This is a genomic window from Furfurilactobacillus cerevisiae (genome assembly GCF_048961765.1).
Classification (GTDB): Bacteria; Bacillota; Bacilli; order Lactobacillales; family Lactobacillaceae; genus Furfurilactobacillus; species Furfurilactobacillus milii_A.
The window spans coordinates 357101-372918 of the sequence record NZ_CP185253.1 but is presented as its reverse complement, the minus strand read 5'-3'; the positions used below and the strand labels follow the sequence as shown (position 1 = coordinate 372918).

Here is a 15818-nt window from a genome sequence, read left to right as displayed (position 1 = left end):
AAGCCGTCAGTTTTTGAAAAACATGAAAACTGACGACTTTTTTGGAAGGTATGAATAATTCAGGTAACAGTTAGTCAGTGGTGCTCATATATTTTTATAGGATTGCGCTTTGGGTACACAAGCTGACATCATTGGCTATGCATTTTCCTATAGCGCATGGGTGTCAGTCCCGAAGTTTTCTTAAAAACCCTCATAAAATAATTTGGGCTGTTAAATGCTAACGTATAAGCAATTTCAGAAATGCTGATTTGACTATTTGTCAGCATATATTTAGCAGCATCAACCTTATGGCTATTAATATATGCGCCGACAGTGACATTGTATTTTTCCTTAAATAGATGGGCTAGTGAACTATCAGAACATTCAAATTTTTTGGCCAGAAGTGCTAATGATAACTTTTGATTAACGTGATTTTGAATGTATAAGGCAACTTGTTCAGCAAGGGATAAAGTCGTTTCAGATTTAATCTGATTTAACCGTTTAAAACATTCAATTGCGAGTGACTTCATCCAAATAGTGAAGGGCGGTTGATCTTTTTTAAATTCAATTGTGCCTAAGATATCATCTTGTACTTTGAGCGCATCTTCTACTTTTACTTGGCCACTCTTAATGACGGTGTTGATTAACAAAGCAACAAATCGGATTAAAATATCTTTTTCACCACGGACGTAATTATTTGTTTCAAAGGTCTCTCCCATATGCTTAGTTAAAGTTAGGGTATTAAGTGCATCGTTAAACCGGTTAAAATCAAAATCTTTAATAGCTCCAAAGATTAACTGCTCATTTACATAATAAGTTCCGATTTCATTATTAGTTGGAAAACTAACGCGTTGAATGTCTGTCGGGACTTTCTTGATGTGAGTTTTCCACTGAGGATTTTTATGATGAGTAATTAACTGATAAGCTAGCGCGCTTAGCGAATGAATATTAGTTATAAATTTAGTGATGTCTCGATAAGCAACTGGAATATTGGTGGTATTAATATGTGGGATCATGGTCAGTGTCTGATTATGATCAATAGGAATCATAACAACGTAGAAGTTGTTTAAATGGTAGATTGCAAATTTAATCCGAATTTTTGGACAAATTGGTCAGCATAACCTGATACGGTGTTTTCCAGTCAAGTATTTTAAGCGGTCTCTGGTTAATTTGGAGTAACGTCGTCGTTAAATCTTGAGCACTAATGTGCTCAAAACGAGTCCCCTTAGGATAAAAATAACGTAAATTCCGATTAAAGCGTTCATTACTACCACGTTCAGCTGGCGTATAAGCATGACAGTAATAGGTCTTAATACCATATTGTGATTCAAATGATACTAGCCCACTAAACTCAGTACCACGGTCCACAGTAAAACTGTGCACCGGTCCATTAAAAGTTGTTAGGAACTTAGTCAGTGCTTCATTAACACTCGCTGTCGTTCGGTCCTTTAACCGATATGCCCAAAGGAACCGTGATTTGCGATCGATTAAAGTTAATAAAACTGCCTTACTATGCCCACGAGGGCCAACGACGGTATCTAGTTCAAAATCACCGATGCGATTACGTTGATTAATCATCATGGGACGCTGTTCAATCGATCGCCCCAAAGATTGATTATATTTGGATCGTTGGTCAACGTTACGCCGTTGGCGTACGCCATGTTCAGGTAGATCATTCAAGGAGAAACCAATTCTCCCCTGATTTAGCCAATTATAAATAGATTTAGTCGCTAGTTTAAATTCGTGAGCAATCATTCCTGGTGACCAGCTTAGATGTAAATGGTTGAGAATTGTTTGCTTTAACTCATCGCTCAGCTTAGTTTTCCGACCACATCGTGATCGCTTGTATTCGGCATCTGTTTGTGCTAATTCAGCCTGATAAGGTTGACATCGAGATAATTCATAAGAAATTGTTGACGGTGATCGGTTCAGCCGAACGCCCATTTGGATATTGGACAGCCCTAGTTCACAAAAGGTTTCGATTTTAATTCGTTCGGAATAGGTTATACTAGACAAAAGATCAGCTCCTAAAAGATGGGTTTGTTGTAAACACCATTTTAAAGGAAGCTGATCTTTTTTGTCCGAACAGCGTTCGGATTAATTTTACAATCTACTAAATCAATAACAGTAAGATAATTAGGAACACGTAGTTTAAGTGCTTCTTGAACTAAGGCTTTCATATTATAAGCATTGTTATCAGAGATCAAAGCAATATCATTGCCTTCATAAAGGTAGAAATCTGCTGAGACAACATTACCAAGTAGCTGAAAAATTGACTGATTCATGGTACCTCCTGGCCATTTACAAAAAAGTGCTTTAATTTGCAGAATTAGACGTATAAATCTATGCTCTCATCATTGTATAATTATAATTCCCGCGTTTACAATTTAAGTGCAACACATAATTAAATAGACCAAAAAGGCCATGATGACCTATTCTTATAAGCAACCAAGCACATAAGAAAGGCACATCATGACCAACATCAAGCGTACCATCTCTAAGGCTTACCAACAACTATCAAATTTTGATCGCGTTCGCATTGAAACTCTGCTCAATCAGGGATTCTCCCAAGCACGGATTGCCCGCGAACTCAACCGCTCTCGTAGTACTATTTCGCGTGAGATCACTCGTGGCTCCGTTCTACAGCGAATTCCCGGGCATAAGGTAGCGTTGATTTACTTTGCTGATACGGCAGCTTATCTGCACGCTCAGCGGCGGGAGTGGTGTCGCCCCAAGACGATGCTTGAGAAGAACCCCGAGTTCTACGCCGCCTGTGCCGCTGCCATCAAGCAACGTCCACGCGTACACAGTGTGGACAGCTTCGTGCACACCTTCAAACGGGAACACGCAGACGAGGTTGTTCCTTCAACACCAACGGTTTACCGGGATATTGAGGCCGGTAGATTCGAACTACGGACCCACGACTTACCGCGCAAACCCAGCTTGCGAATTAAACGAAGCCATTCCCATACCCGCACCAATAAGACGAAGCTTGGTACCTCGATTGATGAAAGACCCATTGAAGTTCAAGACCGTCGGCAAGGGGGCCATTGGGAAGGAGATTTAGTGAAAGGTAAGCGCGTTGATAGCGAACCTGCGTTGCTGGTTTTGACAGAGCGGATGAGTCGCTTCGAAATCATCATCAAGCTCGCTAACTACAAAGCAAGTACCTGTAAGGTGGGACTTCAGTCCATCATTGATGATTACGGTGCGGAATACTTCACCACCATCACCTTTGATAACGGCAGTGAGTTCGCACAACTGGATTCAGTAGAAGGAACTGATGTCTACTTTGCTCATCCGTACTCACCATGGGAGCGCGGAACAAATGAGAACCAGAACGGCCTTCTACGAGAGTTTATTCCGAAAGGTCGCTCACTCCACCATTACGACATCATTGATATTCAGAGCTTCCAGGACGCACTCAACAGCCGGCCTCGTCGTATCTTGGGCTACCGGAGTGCGGCGGAACTGATGCCGGAACTCTAAGCTGTGTACCACTTATAGGATTGGACTAGAAACTGTTGCACTTAGATTGACAATACGGGTCGATTAAAAGTACAGCATTTAGAACAATTAAGAGATATTTATGACCAAAAAGATGTGGCTATGATCTTTATTGGAATGCCGGGTATAGAAAAGCGATTGGCTCGTTATCCTCAACTCTACTCGAGAATAGGTTTTGCCCATGAATTTGACAGATTGAGTAAAGACGAGATCCACCATATTCTGGAATACAAATGGGAAGAGTTAGGATTATCTGTCCAACTGGAAGATTTTGCTAATTATGAAGCTGTCACTAGTATTATTAAAATTACCAGTGGAAACTTTCGACTTATCCAAAGACTTTTCACCCAAATCGAAAGAATATTAGAAATCAATAACCTTGAAACTATCACGACAGAAGTAGTGGAAGCTGCACGAGATAGTTTAGTCATTGGAGTAAAATAAGTAATAAAAAGGACTATTTCATTTAGCGAAATAGTCTTTTTTTGTTCTATTAGTGCAACATAGCGCTTGAAGTTAGTGCGAAATAAAACCAAAATTTACACCTATATTCTTAGTATAACGTTTATTGTCCATTTAGGGTACACTCTAAATGGACAACTTTATCCGGATTAATTTTACAATCTACCATATAACCAATTATAAATAGATTTAGTGGCTAGTTTAAGCTCATGCGCAATCACTTCTGGTGACCAGCTTAGACGTAAATGGTTTAGAATGGTTTGCTTTAATTTGGCATTCAGTTTAGTTTTTCGGCCACAATGCGCCCGTTTATATTCAGCGTTGGCCTGTGCTAATTCAGCTTGATAAGGTTGACAACGAGATAATTCATAAGAAATCGTAGACGGAGATCGTTTTAACCGCTCAGCCATTTGGATATTGGTCAGTCCTAGCTCACAAAAGGTTTCAATTTTAATTCGTTCAGAATAGGTTATACTAGACAAAAGATCAGCTCCTAAAAAATGGGTTTGTGGTAAACACCATTTTAAAGGAAGCTGATCTTTTTTGTCCGAACAGCGTTCGGATTAATTTTACAATCTACCTCACTACAGATATATTTATTTAATGGTTAATCGTTACGACGTTTCTTGATACCAAGAAAACCGAGTAAGCCACCAAACATTGCCAATAAAATACCAGCAAATGACATTGTCTGACTTTGACTATTGTTTTCACCAGTTTGAGGTAGTTTTGGTGAGGAAACAACGCCATTGTTAACTTTCGATCCCGTATTAGTCGACGTATTGATTACGCCATTGTTAGTAGTGTTACTTGGTTGGGAAGGATTTCCTGGTTGGTTAGAACTAGAATTTCCTGTATCCGTACCATTACCTGGTTTCCCAGATGGATTGGACCCAGTGCTGCCATTGTTATCCGTTACAGGGTTCTTCGTGTAAACGTAGGTAACGGTCTGATCTTGATCCGTAAAGCTCCCCGTTGGGTTGCCTTGGACTTCCTTGAAGGTGTAGCCTGGCACGTCCTTTTGGGTGGTTGAGTATGGATCACCAACATTACCAGAGGAAACGACGTTGTCGGCAATTGGATTGCCATTTTCATCAACATACTTCGCCGTGACGTTACCACCAGCTACTGGATCTTTGGTGTAAACGTAGGTAACGGTCTGATCTTGATCCGTAAAGCTCCCCGTTGGGTTGCCTTGGACTTCCTTGAAGGTGTAGCCTGGCACGTCCTTTTGGGTGGTTGAGTATGGATCACCAACATTACCAGAGGAAACGACGTTGTCGGCAATTGGATTGCCATTTTCATCAACATACTTCGCCGTGACGTTACCACCAGCTACTGGATCTTTGGTGTAAACGTAGGTAACGGTCTGATCTTGATCCGTAAAGCTCCCCGTTGGGTTGCCTTGGACTTCCTTGAAGGTGTAGCCTGGCACGTCCTTTTGGGTGGTTGAGTATGGATCACCAACATTACCAGAGGAAACGACGTTGTCGGCAATTGGATTGCCATTTTCATCAACATACTTCGCCGTGACGTTACCACCAGCTACTGGATCTTTGGTGTAAACGTAGGTAACGGTCTGATCTTGATCCGTAAAGCTCCCCGTTGGGTTGCCTTGGACTTCCTTGAAGGTGTAGCCTGGCACGTCCTTTTGGGTGGTTGAGTATGGATCACCAACATTACCAGAGGAAACGACATTGTCGGCAATTGGATTGCCATTTTCATCAACATACTTCGCCGTGACGTTACCACCAGCTACTGGATCTTTGGTGTAAACGTAGGTAACGGTCTGATCTTGATCCGTAAAGCTCCCCGTTGGGTTGCCTTGGACTTCCTTGAAGGTGTAGCCTGGCACGTCCTTTTGGGTGGTTGAGTATGGATCACCAACATTACCAGAGGAAACGACGTTGTCGGCAATTGGATTGCCATTTTCATCAACATACTTCGCCGTGACGTTACCACCAGCTACTGGATCTTTGGTGTAAACGTAGGTAACGGTCTGATCTTGATCCGTAAAGCTCCCCGTTGGGTTGCCTTGGACTTCCTTGAAGGTGTAGCCTGGCACGTCCTTTTGGGTGGTTGAGTATGGATCACCAACATTACCAGAGGAAACGACGTTGTCGGCAATTGGATTGCCATTTTCATCAACATACTTCGCCGTGACGTTACCACCAGCTACTGGATCTTTGGTGTAAACGTAGGTAACGGTCTGATCTTGATCCGTAAAGCTCCCCGTTGGGTTGCCTTGGACTTCCTTGAAGGTGTAGCCTGGCACGTCCTTTTGGGTGGTTGAGTATGGATCACCAACATTACCAGAGGAAACGACGTTGTCGGCAATTGGATTGCCATTTTCATCAACATACTTCGCCGTGACGTTACCACCAGCTACTGGATCTTTGGTGTAAACGTAGGTAACGGTCTGATCTTGATCCGTAAAGCTCCCCGTTGGGTTGCCTTGGACTTCCTTGAAGGTGTAGCCTGGCACGTCCTTTTGGGTGGTTGAGTATGGATCACCAACATTACCAGAGGAAACGACATTGTCGGCAATTGGATTGCCATTTTCATCAACATACTTCGCCGTGACGTTACCACCAGCTACAGGGTTCTTGGTGTAAACGTAGGTAACTGTTCCGTTATCTCCTGCTTGCGTTAACGTTCCCGAGGCTGATAAACTACCATCTCCCATTTTAATAAATGTGTAACCAGGAATGTCTAATTGCGTAGTACTGTAAGTACCATTAACCGCTGCCCCATTGGGATATGAAACTTCGCTTTGCCCTATCTGATTGCCATCGGTATCAACATACTTAACGTTAACCGTTGCTGCTTGGGTGAATTCAAAACTGGTAAGCTTAAATTGTTGTAAGTTTTTAGCACCACCAGTCGAGGCACTCACAATGAACGCTACTGCTTGATATGAATCGGCAACCTGTTGAGACCACGTCAAAACGGTTCCGTCAGTTTGCTTATAGGACACCGTGACAGTTCTAGTAGTCCCATCATAGTGGACAGTGAAATCATGGAACTGTCCATCCACATCTGATGTGCTTAAAGCTTGTGCTGAACCGGCAACATCTTTTGCCCACCATCTCTGAACAGAAGTTCCATCTTGTGATTTAATTTGTTCATCACTAGTTGTAACAAATGTTCCATATGGTGCACTCATTGAATCGTCGTTCCAGCCAAAGTCATTAGAATTAGTGGGATCAATTTGGCTTCCATCTTTATCGGAACTTGGAGCCCTATAACCATTACCCCAAGTATCTAGCTTAAAACCTAAGGCATCCAAAAGTCCCCCAATACCCAGGTTCCCACCAGAGTTCCCTAGGTCAGTAGTATTCCCATCATGGAAAGCAAAACTAATTCCGTCAGCACCATTTGGGTCGGAACCTAAATTAACCTGACCAGTTAAAGTAAAACTACTGTTAGTGTCAATTTTAGATTTTAGTGCAAAATTACCAACCTGATTGTTATCGTCCGGTGTAATAGTCACAATTCCTGTACTTTGATCATATGTTGCAGAACCATTCAGACTAAAATACTGTAAGAAGTTATCTTTAGTGACCTCAGTACTAGCAGTTCCCGTAGTTGCATCTAGCTTATTAATGATGTCCTTATACGAAACCTGCACTGCTTGCCGCGTAGTATCGGTTGAAGAAGCCGGGTTCTTCGTGTCACTAGTGCTGCTTGCTGCTGTTGCAGCAGTTGATGGCGCTGCACTCTTCGTATCACTGGCACTGCTTGCTGCAGTAGCTGATGATGGGGCCACACTCTTCGTATCACTGGAGCTACTTGCTGCTGTAGTGGCTGATGATGGGGCCACACTCTTCGTGTCACTGGAGCTACTTGCTGCTGTTGCAGCTGTTGATGAAGCTGCACTCTTCGTGTCACTGGCACTGCTTGTTGCTGTTGCAGCTGTTGATGAAGCTGCACTCTTCGTGTCACTGGCACTGCTTGTTGCTGTTGCAGCTGTTGATGGCGCTGCACTCTTCGTGTCACTAGTGCTGCTTGTTGCTGTTGCAGCTGTTGATGGCGCTGCACTCTTCGTGTCACTAGTGCTGCTTATTGCTGTTGCAGCTGTTGATGGCGCTGCACTCTTCGTGTCACTAGTGCTACTTGTTGCTGTTGCAGCTGTTGATGGCGCTGCACTCTTCGTATCACTGGCACTACTTGCGGTAGTGGTAGCGGCAGTATCAGCGTGAACCTCTACCGTTGATACCCCACCGGCGACAAGAAAAGAAAATGTCGCAATTGCGGCAAAAACAAATTTTTTGCCGTCTTTATACATCTTATAATGTAATTTTCTTTCTCCCATTTAAGACACCACTCTTCCAAAAATATATTTGACAAAACTAATTATAATTATACCCGTATTGTCAATCTAAGTGCAACAGTTTCTAGTCCAATCCTATAAGTGGTACACAGCTTAGAGTTCCGGCATCAGTTCCGCCGCACTCCGGTAGCCCAAGATACGACGAGGCCGGCTGTTGAGTGCGTCCTGGAAGCTCTGAATATCAATGATGTCGTAATGGTGGAGTGAGCGACCTTTCGGAATAAACTCTCGTAGAAGGCCGTTCTGGTTCTCATTTGTTCCGCGCTCCCATGGTGAGTACGGATGAGCAAAGTAGACATCAGTTCCTTCTACTGAATCCAGTTGTGCGAACTCACTGCCGTTATCAAAGGTGATGGTGGTGAAGTATTCCGCACCGTAATCATCAATGATGGACTGAAGTCCCACCTTACAGGTACTTGCTTTGTAGTTAGCGAGCTTGATGATGATTTCGAAGCGACTCATCCGCTCTGTCAAAACCAGCAACGCAGGTTCGCTATCAACGCGCTTACCTTTCACTAAATCTCCTTCCCAATGGCCCCCTTGCCGACGGTCTTGAACTTCAATGGGTCTTTCATCAATCGAGGTACCAAGCTTCGTCTTATTGGTGCGGGTATGGGAATGGCTTCGTTTAATTCGCAAGCTGGGTTTGCGCGGTAAGTCGTGGGTCCGTAGTTCGAATCTACCGGCCTCAATATCCCGGTAAACCGTTGGTGTTGAAGGAACAACCTCGTCTGCGTGTTCCCGTTTGAAGGTGTGCACGAAGCTGTCCACACTGTGTACGCGTGGACGTTGCTTGATGGCAGCGGCACAGGCGGCGTAGAACTCGGGGTTCTTCTCAAGCATCGTCTTGGGGCGACACCACTCCCGCCGCTGAGCGTGCAGATAAGCTGCCGTATCAGCAAAGTAAATCAACGCTACCTTATGCCCGGGAATTCGCTGTAGAACGGAGCCACGAGTGATCTCACGCGAAATAGTACTACGAGAGCGGTTGAGTTCGCGGGCAATCCGTGCTTGGGAGAATCCCTGATTGAGCAGAGTTTCAATGCGAACGCGATCAAAATTTGATAGTTGTTGGTAAGCCTTAGAGATGGTACGCTTGATGTTGGTCATGATGTGCCTTTCTTATGTGCTTGGTTGCTTATAAGAATAGGTCATCATGGCCTTTTTGGTCTATTTAATTATGTGTTGCACTTAAATTGTAAACGCGGGTACTTTTAATCGATCTATTTCATCAATAATAATGAGATCAATTTCTTCATACACATTCGTTGAGTATTTTTCTTCTGCTCCTAACTGAAGAACTCTATACATACTTTTAACCATACCCATTTTACCACCGATCATATCGATTTCATTCGTCATTTTAGTCGCCCGTATGGCTGGAGCGGTGTAAAATATTGTTTTCGCTTCAAGGATTTTTTCATCTGCATTCATTCCGATTTCTTCCGATTTTTTGTAATCAATTTGTTTTTCGACCCAATTCCAATTTGAATATTGCTTAGCGGATAAAGTTTTCCCAACTCCGGGTAATCCATAACAAATTCCGATATATTTGTATTTGATACATGCCTGACAAAATTCTACAAAGCGTTTATATTCTTTTGTTTCAATAAAATAGGGTGTTTTATTCATTGTAATACCTCTTAATTTTTGACTTCTTAGAATCTTTTTTGTTTACAGGATTATCTAACTCTTTCTGCTTAGATGAAATAAGTTCTTCCGCAATATTATTTCCAGAATGGAGCTGATTTTCAAGGTTTTTCCGTGCTTTATTACGTGCCGCAACAATCTCTTTTAAATCGACTTCGTAATCAGAAATTTCAGGAGAAATTGCCGTACATAAATATTGGTCTTTGTAAAATACACGAATCTCAGCAATATCTCTTGGATCATATCGAATGATAACAGTTTCACCTACATAAGCTGCTAAATTGGTGTCAATATATCTTAAACCTTGGAAGTGAATTCCATCAGAATGAACTTTTCTTGGCTTTCCAACATTTAATAACAATAAATCTAAACTTTCTAGACTATCTGGTTGATGAGGAAGAAATCCTGAATTATTCCACATCTTTATAGGTTCCTGTTTTGTAGTGCCATGCACTCTATGGTGATAGTCATGGTAGATTGCAAATTTAATCCGAATTTTTGGACAAATTGGTCAGCATAACCTGATACGGTGTTTTCCAGTCAAGTATTTTAAGCGGTCTCTGGTTAATTTGGAGTAACGTCGTCGTTAAATCTTGAGCACTAATGTGCTCAAAACGAGTCCCCTTAGGATAAAAATAACGTAAATTCCGATTAAAGCGTTCATTACTACCACGTTCAGCTGGCGTATAAGCATGACAGTAATAGGTCTTAATACCATATTGTGATTCAAATGATACTAGCCCACTAAACTCAGTACCACGGTCCACAGTAAAACTGTGCACCGGTCCATTAAAAGTTGTTAGGAACTTAGTCAGTGCTTCATTAACACTCGCTGTCGTTCGGTCCTTTAACCGATATGCCCAAAGGAACCGTGATTTGCGATCGATTAAAGTTAATAAAACTGCCTTACTATGCCCACGAGGGCCAACGACGGTATCTAGTTCAAAATCACCGATGCGATTACGTTGATTAATCATCATGGGACGCTGTTCAATCGATCGCCCCAAAGATTGATTATATTTGGATCGTTGGTCAACGTTACGCCGTTGGCGTACGCCATGTTCAGGTAGATCATTCAAGGAGAAACCAATTCTCCCCTGATTTAGCCAATTATAAATAGATTTAGTCGCTAGTTTAAATTCGTGAGCAATCATTCCTGGTGACCAGCTTAGATGTAAATGGTTGAGAATTGTTTGCTTTAACTCATCGCTCAGCTTAGTTTTCCGACCACATCGTGATCGCTTGTATTCGGCATCTGTTTGTGCTAATTCAGCCTGATAAGGTTGACATCGAGATAATTCATAAGAAATTGTTGACGGTGATCGGTTCAGCCGAACGCCCATTTGGATATTGGACAGCCCTAGTTCACAAAAGGTTTCGATTTTAATTCGTTCGGAATAGGTTATACTAGACAAAAGATCAGCTCCTAAAAGATGGGTTTGTTGTAAACACCATTTTAAAGGAAGCTGATCTTTTTTGTCCGAACAGCGTTCGGATTAATTTTACAATCTACTTCATATATAATAAAATGCGCTAATTTCTCATCAAGCTCTTTTATCGTAAGAAGATTTAAAGTATTTTGATTCCCAATGTAACCTGGTAAATCTTGCAAAAATAATTGATTAATTGTTAAAAAGAAACGTTCTATTTTCCCCCGTCCTCTTGGCATACCTACCGTAGAAAAAATAAGATTGATTTTTAAATCAATTGCGACTTGCTCCAAATGATTTGAAGTGAAATCACTTCCGTGATCGGTATAGAAAGTTTCAGGTATACCACATATTTGCCAATCAGAGTTGCTTTTTTTCCATATTGCTTGGTGTAAAACTAAAGAAGTTTGAATAGCAGAAGGAGCTTGAAAACTAAGGAAATACCCTGCAACTGCTCGGCTATAATCATCTAAAATAATTGTTAACCATGGCCTCTCAGGCTTTCCTTTTTCGTTTAAAACAAGGATATCCAAGGGAGTGTGGTCAGCCTGCCATATTTCATTGGGATAATAAGACTCACGACGATAAACCAAATCATAATTATTTTGATATTCTTTTTTTCCTTTATGAGCAAGTTCCTTTAATTGTGGCGACAGATTTTTAGCAATCGCATATACTTGATTGTAACTAGGCGGGGCCCAATTTTTCTTTTTACAAATTTTACAGACTTTCCGATGAATAGAAGTTAAGGTGTTTTTTTTGTTTTCAAATATAAGCTTTTTAATTTCTTCTTGTACATTTTCTTCTACTTTAAAGCTTCCTGAATCCGAGCGCTTTCTTCGGATCAATCCTTTCAACCCTGATTGTTGATATTGATTTACCCAATGGTATAAAGTTCTTTTTGGAACCCCTGATTCTTCAGCAATATTACTCAAACTTTCTTCATGCTTAAGATAAGGGGCAATCACTTGATATTTATCCATCGCATTTTGTCGTAGTTCTTCTGAATATGAAGTTAATGGAGGAAGTTCTTGGTTCATGAGAACACCTCTTTCCCACGATTAAATAAAATTAATCGTCAATTTTTATTTATCCAAGTAACGATAAAGCGTTGACTTGCTGATTCCTGTCATCTCAACAATTTCTTTCACACTATATTCCTCACTTTTGTACAATTTTATTGCTCGTTCAATATCTCGTTGGTTCACAGGAGGACGCCCGCCTTTTCGCCCTCTAGCTCGAGCACTTTTTAAACCTTCTTTTGTGCGTTCAACAATCAAATCTCGTTCAAATTGACTAAATGCTTGAAACACAGTCATCATAAGTCGCCCTTGGGGAGTGACCGTATCAAAATTCTCTTTTAAGCTGATCAACTTTACATTATGTTCTTCAAAGTAATTTACAAGATCAATTAAATCTTTTGTGCTGCGCCCCAAACGAGAGAAGCTTTCCACGATAACTGTATCATCTGGACGCAATTTATCTTTCAGCCGATTTAATTGCGGACGGTTAGCTTTGGTTCCCGTCATTTTTTCGGTCAGTATTTCGTTGCAGTTATGTTCATTGAGCAAATCCAACTGACGAGACAATTCTTGTGATCGTGTACTTACCCTTGCATACCCATATATATACCCACTCATAATCCTCTTCCTTCTCTATTTTGATTTTCTCAATTGTATCATAAAGGGTGGGTAAAGATACGTAGATAAAGAGAAAAGTTTTGGCACTAAAAAACCCTTCTTCTAGTCTATAAAAGTTGTTATTTAAAATCGTCCCATAATCGATTGTTTTTGATACTAACTGATTTATAAAAATATGCCTCTAAAGTTTCCAAAACTTCAGAGGCATATGAAAACGAGAATTAGTTAATATTTGAAACAGGTTATTAATTTTTGATAGGCTTAGAATTAGACCTTAACAATCGAAGCCCATTCAGAATAACAACCAATGTACTTCCTTCATGAATAATGACACTGATTGCAATATCCGTTAAGCTTAAGAAACTAACGACAACTAAAAAGGCAACAACGGCCATTGAAAAAATAACATTCTGCCAAATGACACGATTCATTTTCGTAGATATATTATGAGATTGTACCAATTTGGATAAATCGTTTTGCATTAAAACTAAATCCGATACCTCTACTGCCACATCGGTCCCATCTCCCATAGCGATTCCCACATCTGCGTTTACGAGAGCGGGGGCATCATTCACTCCGTCTCCAACCATGGTAACTACACCGTATTTTTCTTTTTGTTCGTCTATAATTCTGGATTTGTCTTCCGGCATGACATTCGCAATCACTTCATCTATTCCTAATTGTTTAGCGACTGCTTTACCCGTCATTTCTGAGTCACCAGTAATTAATGTGGTGTGTATGCCTTGTTCTCTGAAATAATCAATGGTTTCTTTTGCATGCTCACTCGGAACGTCCATAAGGGCAATAAGGCCTATAACCTCTTCATCTACTGTTACGTATACGACTGTCTTACCTTCTGACGCCCATTCATTATTTAAACGACTATATTCATCTGAAACATCATCAAACGAAGTCGGTTTTCCTATACGATAATTTCTCCCTTTGTAATCTCCCGTCAATCCTTTACCAATTTGGTTTTCTACTTCAATAGTTAGTTTGTTTTTTTGCTCAAACTTTCTTAGAATAGCATCTGCTAAGGGGTGATTGGATTCTTTTTCAAGAGCTACTACGATATCAATCATGTTTTCTTCGTTCACGGAATCAGCAAAATAATAATTGGTTACTTCAGGTTTTCCTTTGGTCAAGGTGCCCGTCTTATCAAATGCAATTGCTTTAATATCGGCTAATTGAGACAGGTAAGAACTACCTTTTGAAAGGACTCCTTTTTTGGCTAAATTAGAAGTCGTCGATAGCGTTGCCGAGACAGTAGCTGCTGCTAAAGCACACGGTGAAGCTGCAACTAAAAGGACCAATCCTCTATAGACACTTTGTGACCATGTCCAATCAAGTAGAAAAGGAGCCAATAACATGAATAGAGGAATGGCAATTAAAACAACTGTGACATATTTCGGTTCAAATTTTTGGATAATACTCGCAGCTTTTGTTTGGTTATCTTGGTTCTGATTCACTAATTGTAAAATTTTTGAAAATACTGTATCTTTGTTTTCTTTGGTGACTTTCATCGTGAAGGTACCTGTTCCATTGATTGTACTCCCGAAGACGCCATCTCCTTTGGATTTCTCTTTCGGGATACTTTCTCCATTAATAGATGACTCATCAATGGACGTAGAGCCTGACAAAATGACGCCATCAATGGGGACTTGATCGCCATTCAATACTTGAAGTTGATCTCCCACTTTTAATTCACTGACGTCAACATTTTTTGTACTGCCATCAGGCTGGATTAACCGGGCAGTCGTTGGATTCATTTCGAGTAATTTCGTGATTTCTCGTTTACTTCTTCCTTCTGCATAATCTTCCAAAAAATGTGCACCAGAAAAAATAAGAATCAATAATGTACCTTCCCGAAAATTCCCCATTAAAGAAGCGCCAATGGCCGCTAATCCCATCAAAATGTGAGAGTTGGGCATGAACTTTTTTTGAACTTTGGAGTTCTCGATTGTTTCTCCAAGGCCTTCAAGAATAATGACATGATATCCTGCACTGATTGTAGCGATTGAGAATAAAATATTTCGCATTAACTGATAATCTTCATTCAAAAATAAAGCGATCACCGCTAAGGCTAAACCAATAAAGTATAAAACGACTGGCATTTTCCCATGATCATGGTCGTGATCGTGGTTGTGATTATGATTATGCTTTTCTTGAGACTGTTGTTCTTGGATAGTTTCCACTTCTATTGCCTCCCTATATAATTTATAATTCCTTTGTTTTCCATCATTTACTTCTTGAATCACATAAATTTCTGCTATTTCTGACTCCTTTCGTTTATTCCAAAAGTAAATCGTAATGAATCCACTTTACATATGACTAATTAGTCATATGTTTGTATACTCATTTTATATCGCTATATACATTTTGTCAAGATAAAGAGAACGCCACTTCTCTTTTATAAACAAAAGATTAGCATTGTTTCGCTCATATGGTAATATAGATATGAACGAAAGGTCATATGAAAGGAATAAAAACACTATGGATATAAAAACAACTTCTCCAATCGATAAAGGATCTATTCTGTCAATAAGCAAACTATTTAAGGTGATTAGTGATCCTACACGATTGTCGGTTCTCTTTCTTTTACAGAAAAAAGAGTGTAGTGTTGGAAATATCGCTATTTCTCTGGACATGGAACAGTCCGCTATTTCTCATCAATTAAAAACGTTGAAAGACGCACGCTTAGTGAAATCAAGAAGAGAAGGAAAAAGTATGCTTTACAGTTTAGATGACCTTCATGTTTTTAGTATTCTCGAACGAGTCTTAACTCATGTTAATGAATTAGAAAAATAAAACCAATTA

The 15818-nt window shown here is 40.5% G+C and carries 13 protein-coding genes and 2 pseudogenes; 3 read left to right on the top strand and 12 right to left on the bottom strand.

Annotation, left to right across the window (positions count from 1 at the left end; all coding sequences use genetic code 11):
* Window positions 1–128 precede the first annotated feature (128 nt).
* The 3 genes from ABUE36_RS01605 to ABUE36_RS01595 all read right to left on the bottom strand — a co-directional run bounded on the left by ABUE36_RS01605 (window position 129) and on the right by ABUE36_RS01595 (window position 2264).
* Window positions 129–995, bottom strand: coding sequence for a helix-turn-helix domain-containing protein (locus tag ABUE36_RS01605; protein ID WP_421017046.1), 867 nt, complete (start codon window positions 993–995; stop codon window positions 129–131).
* Window positions 996–1065: 70 nt separating this feature from the next.
* The gene (locus ABUE36_RS01600) at window positions 1066–1995 is read right to left on the bottom strand and encodes an IS30-like element ISLpl1 family transposase (RefSeq protein WP_096109805.1); all 930 of its coding nucleotides are present in this window, start codon (window positions 1993–1995) and stop codon (window positions 1066–1068) included.
* A 41-nt stretch (window positions 1996–2036) separates the two neighbouring features.
* Window positions 2037–2264, bottom strand: a complete 228-nt coding sequence (locus ABUE36_RS01595) for a hypothetical protein (protein WP_421017045.1) — start codon at window positions 2262–2264, stop codon at window positions 2037–2039.
* 187 nt (window positions 2265–2451) lie between these two features.
* On the opposite strand from ABUE36_RS01595, the gene ABUE36_RS01590 reads away from it, so the two are divergent.
* Together ABUE36_RS01590 and ABUE36_RS01585 are read left to right on the top strand one after the other, a co-directional pair.
* Window positions 2452–3468, top strand: coding sequence for an IS30 family transposase (locus tag ABUE36_RS01590; RefSeq protein WP_054644560.1), 1017 nt, complete (start codon window positions 2452–2454; stop codon window positions 3466–3468).
* A gap of 45 nt (window positions 3469–3513) precedes the next feature.
* Window positions 3514–3930 (top strand): annotated as a pseudogene (locus tag ABUE36_RS01585) (ATP-binding protein); the annotation flags it as partial.
* Between the two features lie 188 nt (window positions 3931–4118).
* Here ABUE36_RS01585 and ABUE36_RS01580 read toward each other — a convergent pair.
* The 9 genes and pseudogenes from ABUE36_RS01580 to ABUE36_RS01540 form a co-directional block, all read right to left on the bottom strand.
* Window positions 4119–4430: pseudogene (locus ABUE36_RS01580) on the bottom strand (transposase); the annotation flags it as partial.
* A gap of 125 nt (window positions 4431–4555) precedes the next feature.
* On the bottom strand, window positions 4556–8263 hold the full coding sequence (locus ABUE36_RS01575; RefSeq protein ID WP_421017044.1) for a MucBP domain-containing protein: 3708 nt from the start codon (window positions 8261–8263) through the stop codon (window positions 4556–4558).
* Between the two features lie 111 nt (window positions 8264–8374).
* Complete coding sequence (locus ABUE36_RS01570; protein ID WP_054644560.1) at window positions 8375–9391, bottom strand: IS30 family transposase; 1017 nt, start codon at window positions 9389–9391, stop codon at window positions 8375–8377.
* Between the two features lie 81 nt (window positions 9392–9472).
* The gene (locus tag ABUE36_RS01565) at window positions 9473–9913 is read right to left on the bottom strand and encodes an AAA family ATPase (protein WP_421017043.1); all 441 of its coding nucleotides are present in this window, start codon (window positions 9911–9913) and stop codon (window positions 9473–9475) included.
* Window positions 9906–10352, bottom strand: coding sequence for a Mu transposase C-terminal domain-containing protein (locus tag ABUE36_RS01560; RefSeq protein WP_246514163.1), 447 nt, complete (start codon window positions 10350–10352; stop codon window positions 9906–9908). Before ABUE36_RS01560 ends, ABUE36_RS01565 begins: the two co-directional genes overlap by 8 nt.
* A 64-nt stretch (window positions 10353–10416) precedes the next feature.
* Window positions 10417–11346 carry an IS30-like element ISLpl1 family transposase gene (locus tag ABUE36_RS01555; RefSeq protein WP_096109805.1) on the bottom strand — a complete coding sequence of 310 codons (930 nt, stop codon included), beginning with the start codon at window positions 11344–11346 and terminating at the stop codon, window positions 10417–10419.
* Window positions 11347–11387: 41 nt separating this feature from the next.
* Window positions 11388–12401 (bottom strand): DDE-type integrase/transposase/recombinase, encoded by a 1014-nt coding sequence (locus tag ABUE36_RS01550; protein ID WP_421017042.1) that lies wholly within the window; start codon window positions 12399–12401, stop codon window positions 11388–11390.
* Between the two features lie 45 nt (window positions 12402–12446).
* On the bottom strand, window positions 12447–13001 hold the full coding sequence (locus tag ABUE36_RS01545) for a recombinase family protein (RefSeq protein WP_002316688.1): 555 nt from the start codon (window positions 12999–13001) through the stop codon (window positions 12447–12449).
* Window positions 13002–13246: 245 nt separating this feature from the next.
* Complete coding sequence (locus tag ABUE36_RS01540) at window positions 13247–15196, bottom strand: heavy metal translocating P-type ATPase (protein ID WP_260253682.1); 1950 nt, start codon at window positions 15194–15196, stop codon at window positions 13247–13249.
* 298 nt (window positions 15197–15494) lie between these two features.
* Here ABUE36_RS01540 and ABUE36_RS01535 point away from each other — a divergent pair, with 298 nt between their 5' ends.
* The gene (locus ABUE36_RS01535) at window positions 15495–15809 is read left to right on the top strand and encodes an ArsR/SmtB family transcription factor (protein ID WP_031274120.1); all 315 of its coding nucleotides are present in this window, start codon (window positions 15495–15497) and stop codon (window positions 15807–15809) included.
* Window positions 15810–15818 lie beyond the last annotated feature (9 nt).

What these genes read in the sequence shown, in the direction of transcription:
- ABUE36_RS01605 (WP_421017046.1), bottom strand. Translation starts at nt 995, where the DNA reads ATGATCCCACATATTAATACCACCAATATTCCAGTTGCTTATCGAGAC.
- ABUE36_RS01595 (WP_421017045.1), bottom strand. Translation starts at nt 2,264, where the DNA reads ATGAATCAGTCAATTTTTCAGCTACTTGGTAATGTTGTCTCAGCAGAT.
- ABUE36_RS01590 (WP_054644560.1), top strand. Translation starts at nt 2,452, where the DNA reads ATGACCAACATCAAGCGTACCATCTCTAAGGCTTACCAACAACTATCA.
- ABUE36_RS01575 (WP_421017044.1), bottom strand. Translation starts at nt 8,263, where the DNA reads ATGGGAGAAAGAAAATTACATTATAAGATGTATAAAGACGGCAAAAAA.
- ABUE36_RS01570 (WP_054644560.1), bottom strand. Translation starts at nt 9,391, where the DNA reads ATGACCAACATCAAGCGTACCATCTCTAAGGCTTACCAACAACTATCA.
- ABUE36_RS01565 (WP_421017043.1), bottom strand. Translation starts at nt 9,913, where the DNA reads ATGAATAAAACACCCTATTTTATTGAAACAAAAGAATATAAACGCTTT.
- ABUE36_RS01560 (WP_246514163.1), bottom strand. Translation starts at nt 10,352, where the DNA reads ATGTGGAATAATTCAGGATTTCTTCCTCATCAACCAGATAGTCTAGAA.
- ABUE36_RS01550 (WP_421017042.1), bottom strand. Translation starts at nt 12,401, where the DNA reads ATGAACCAAGAACTTCCTCCATTAACTTCATATTCAGAAGAACTACGA.
- ABUE36_RS01545 (WP_002316688.1), bottom strand. Translation starts at nt 13,001, where the DNA reads ATGAGTGGGTATATATATGGGTATGCAAGGGTAAGTACACGATCACAA.
- ABUE36_RS01535 (WP_031274120.1), top strand. Translation starts at nt 15,495, where the DNA reads ATGGATATAAAAACAACTTCTCCAATCGATAAAGGATCTATTCTGTCA.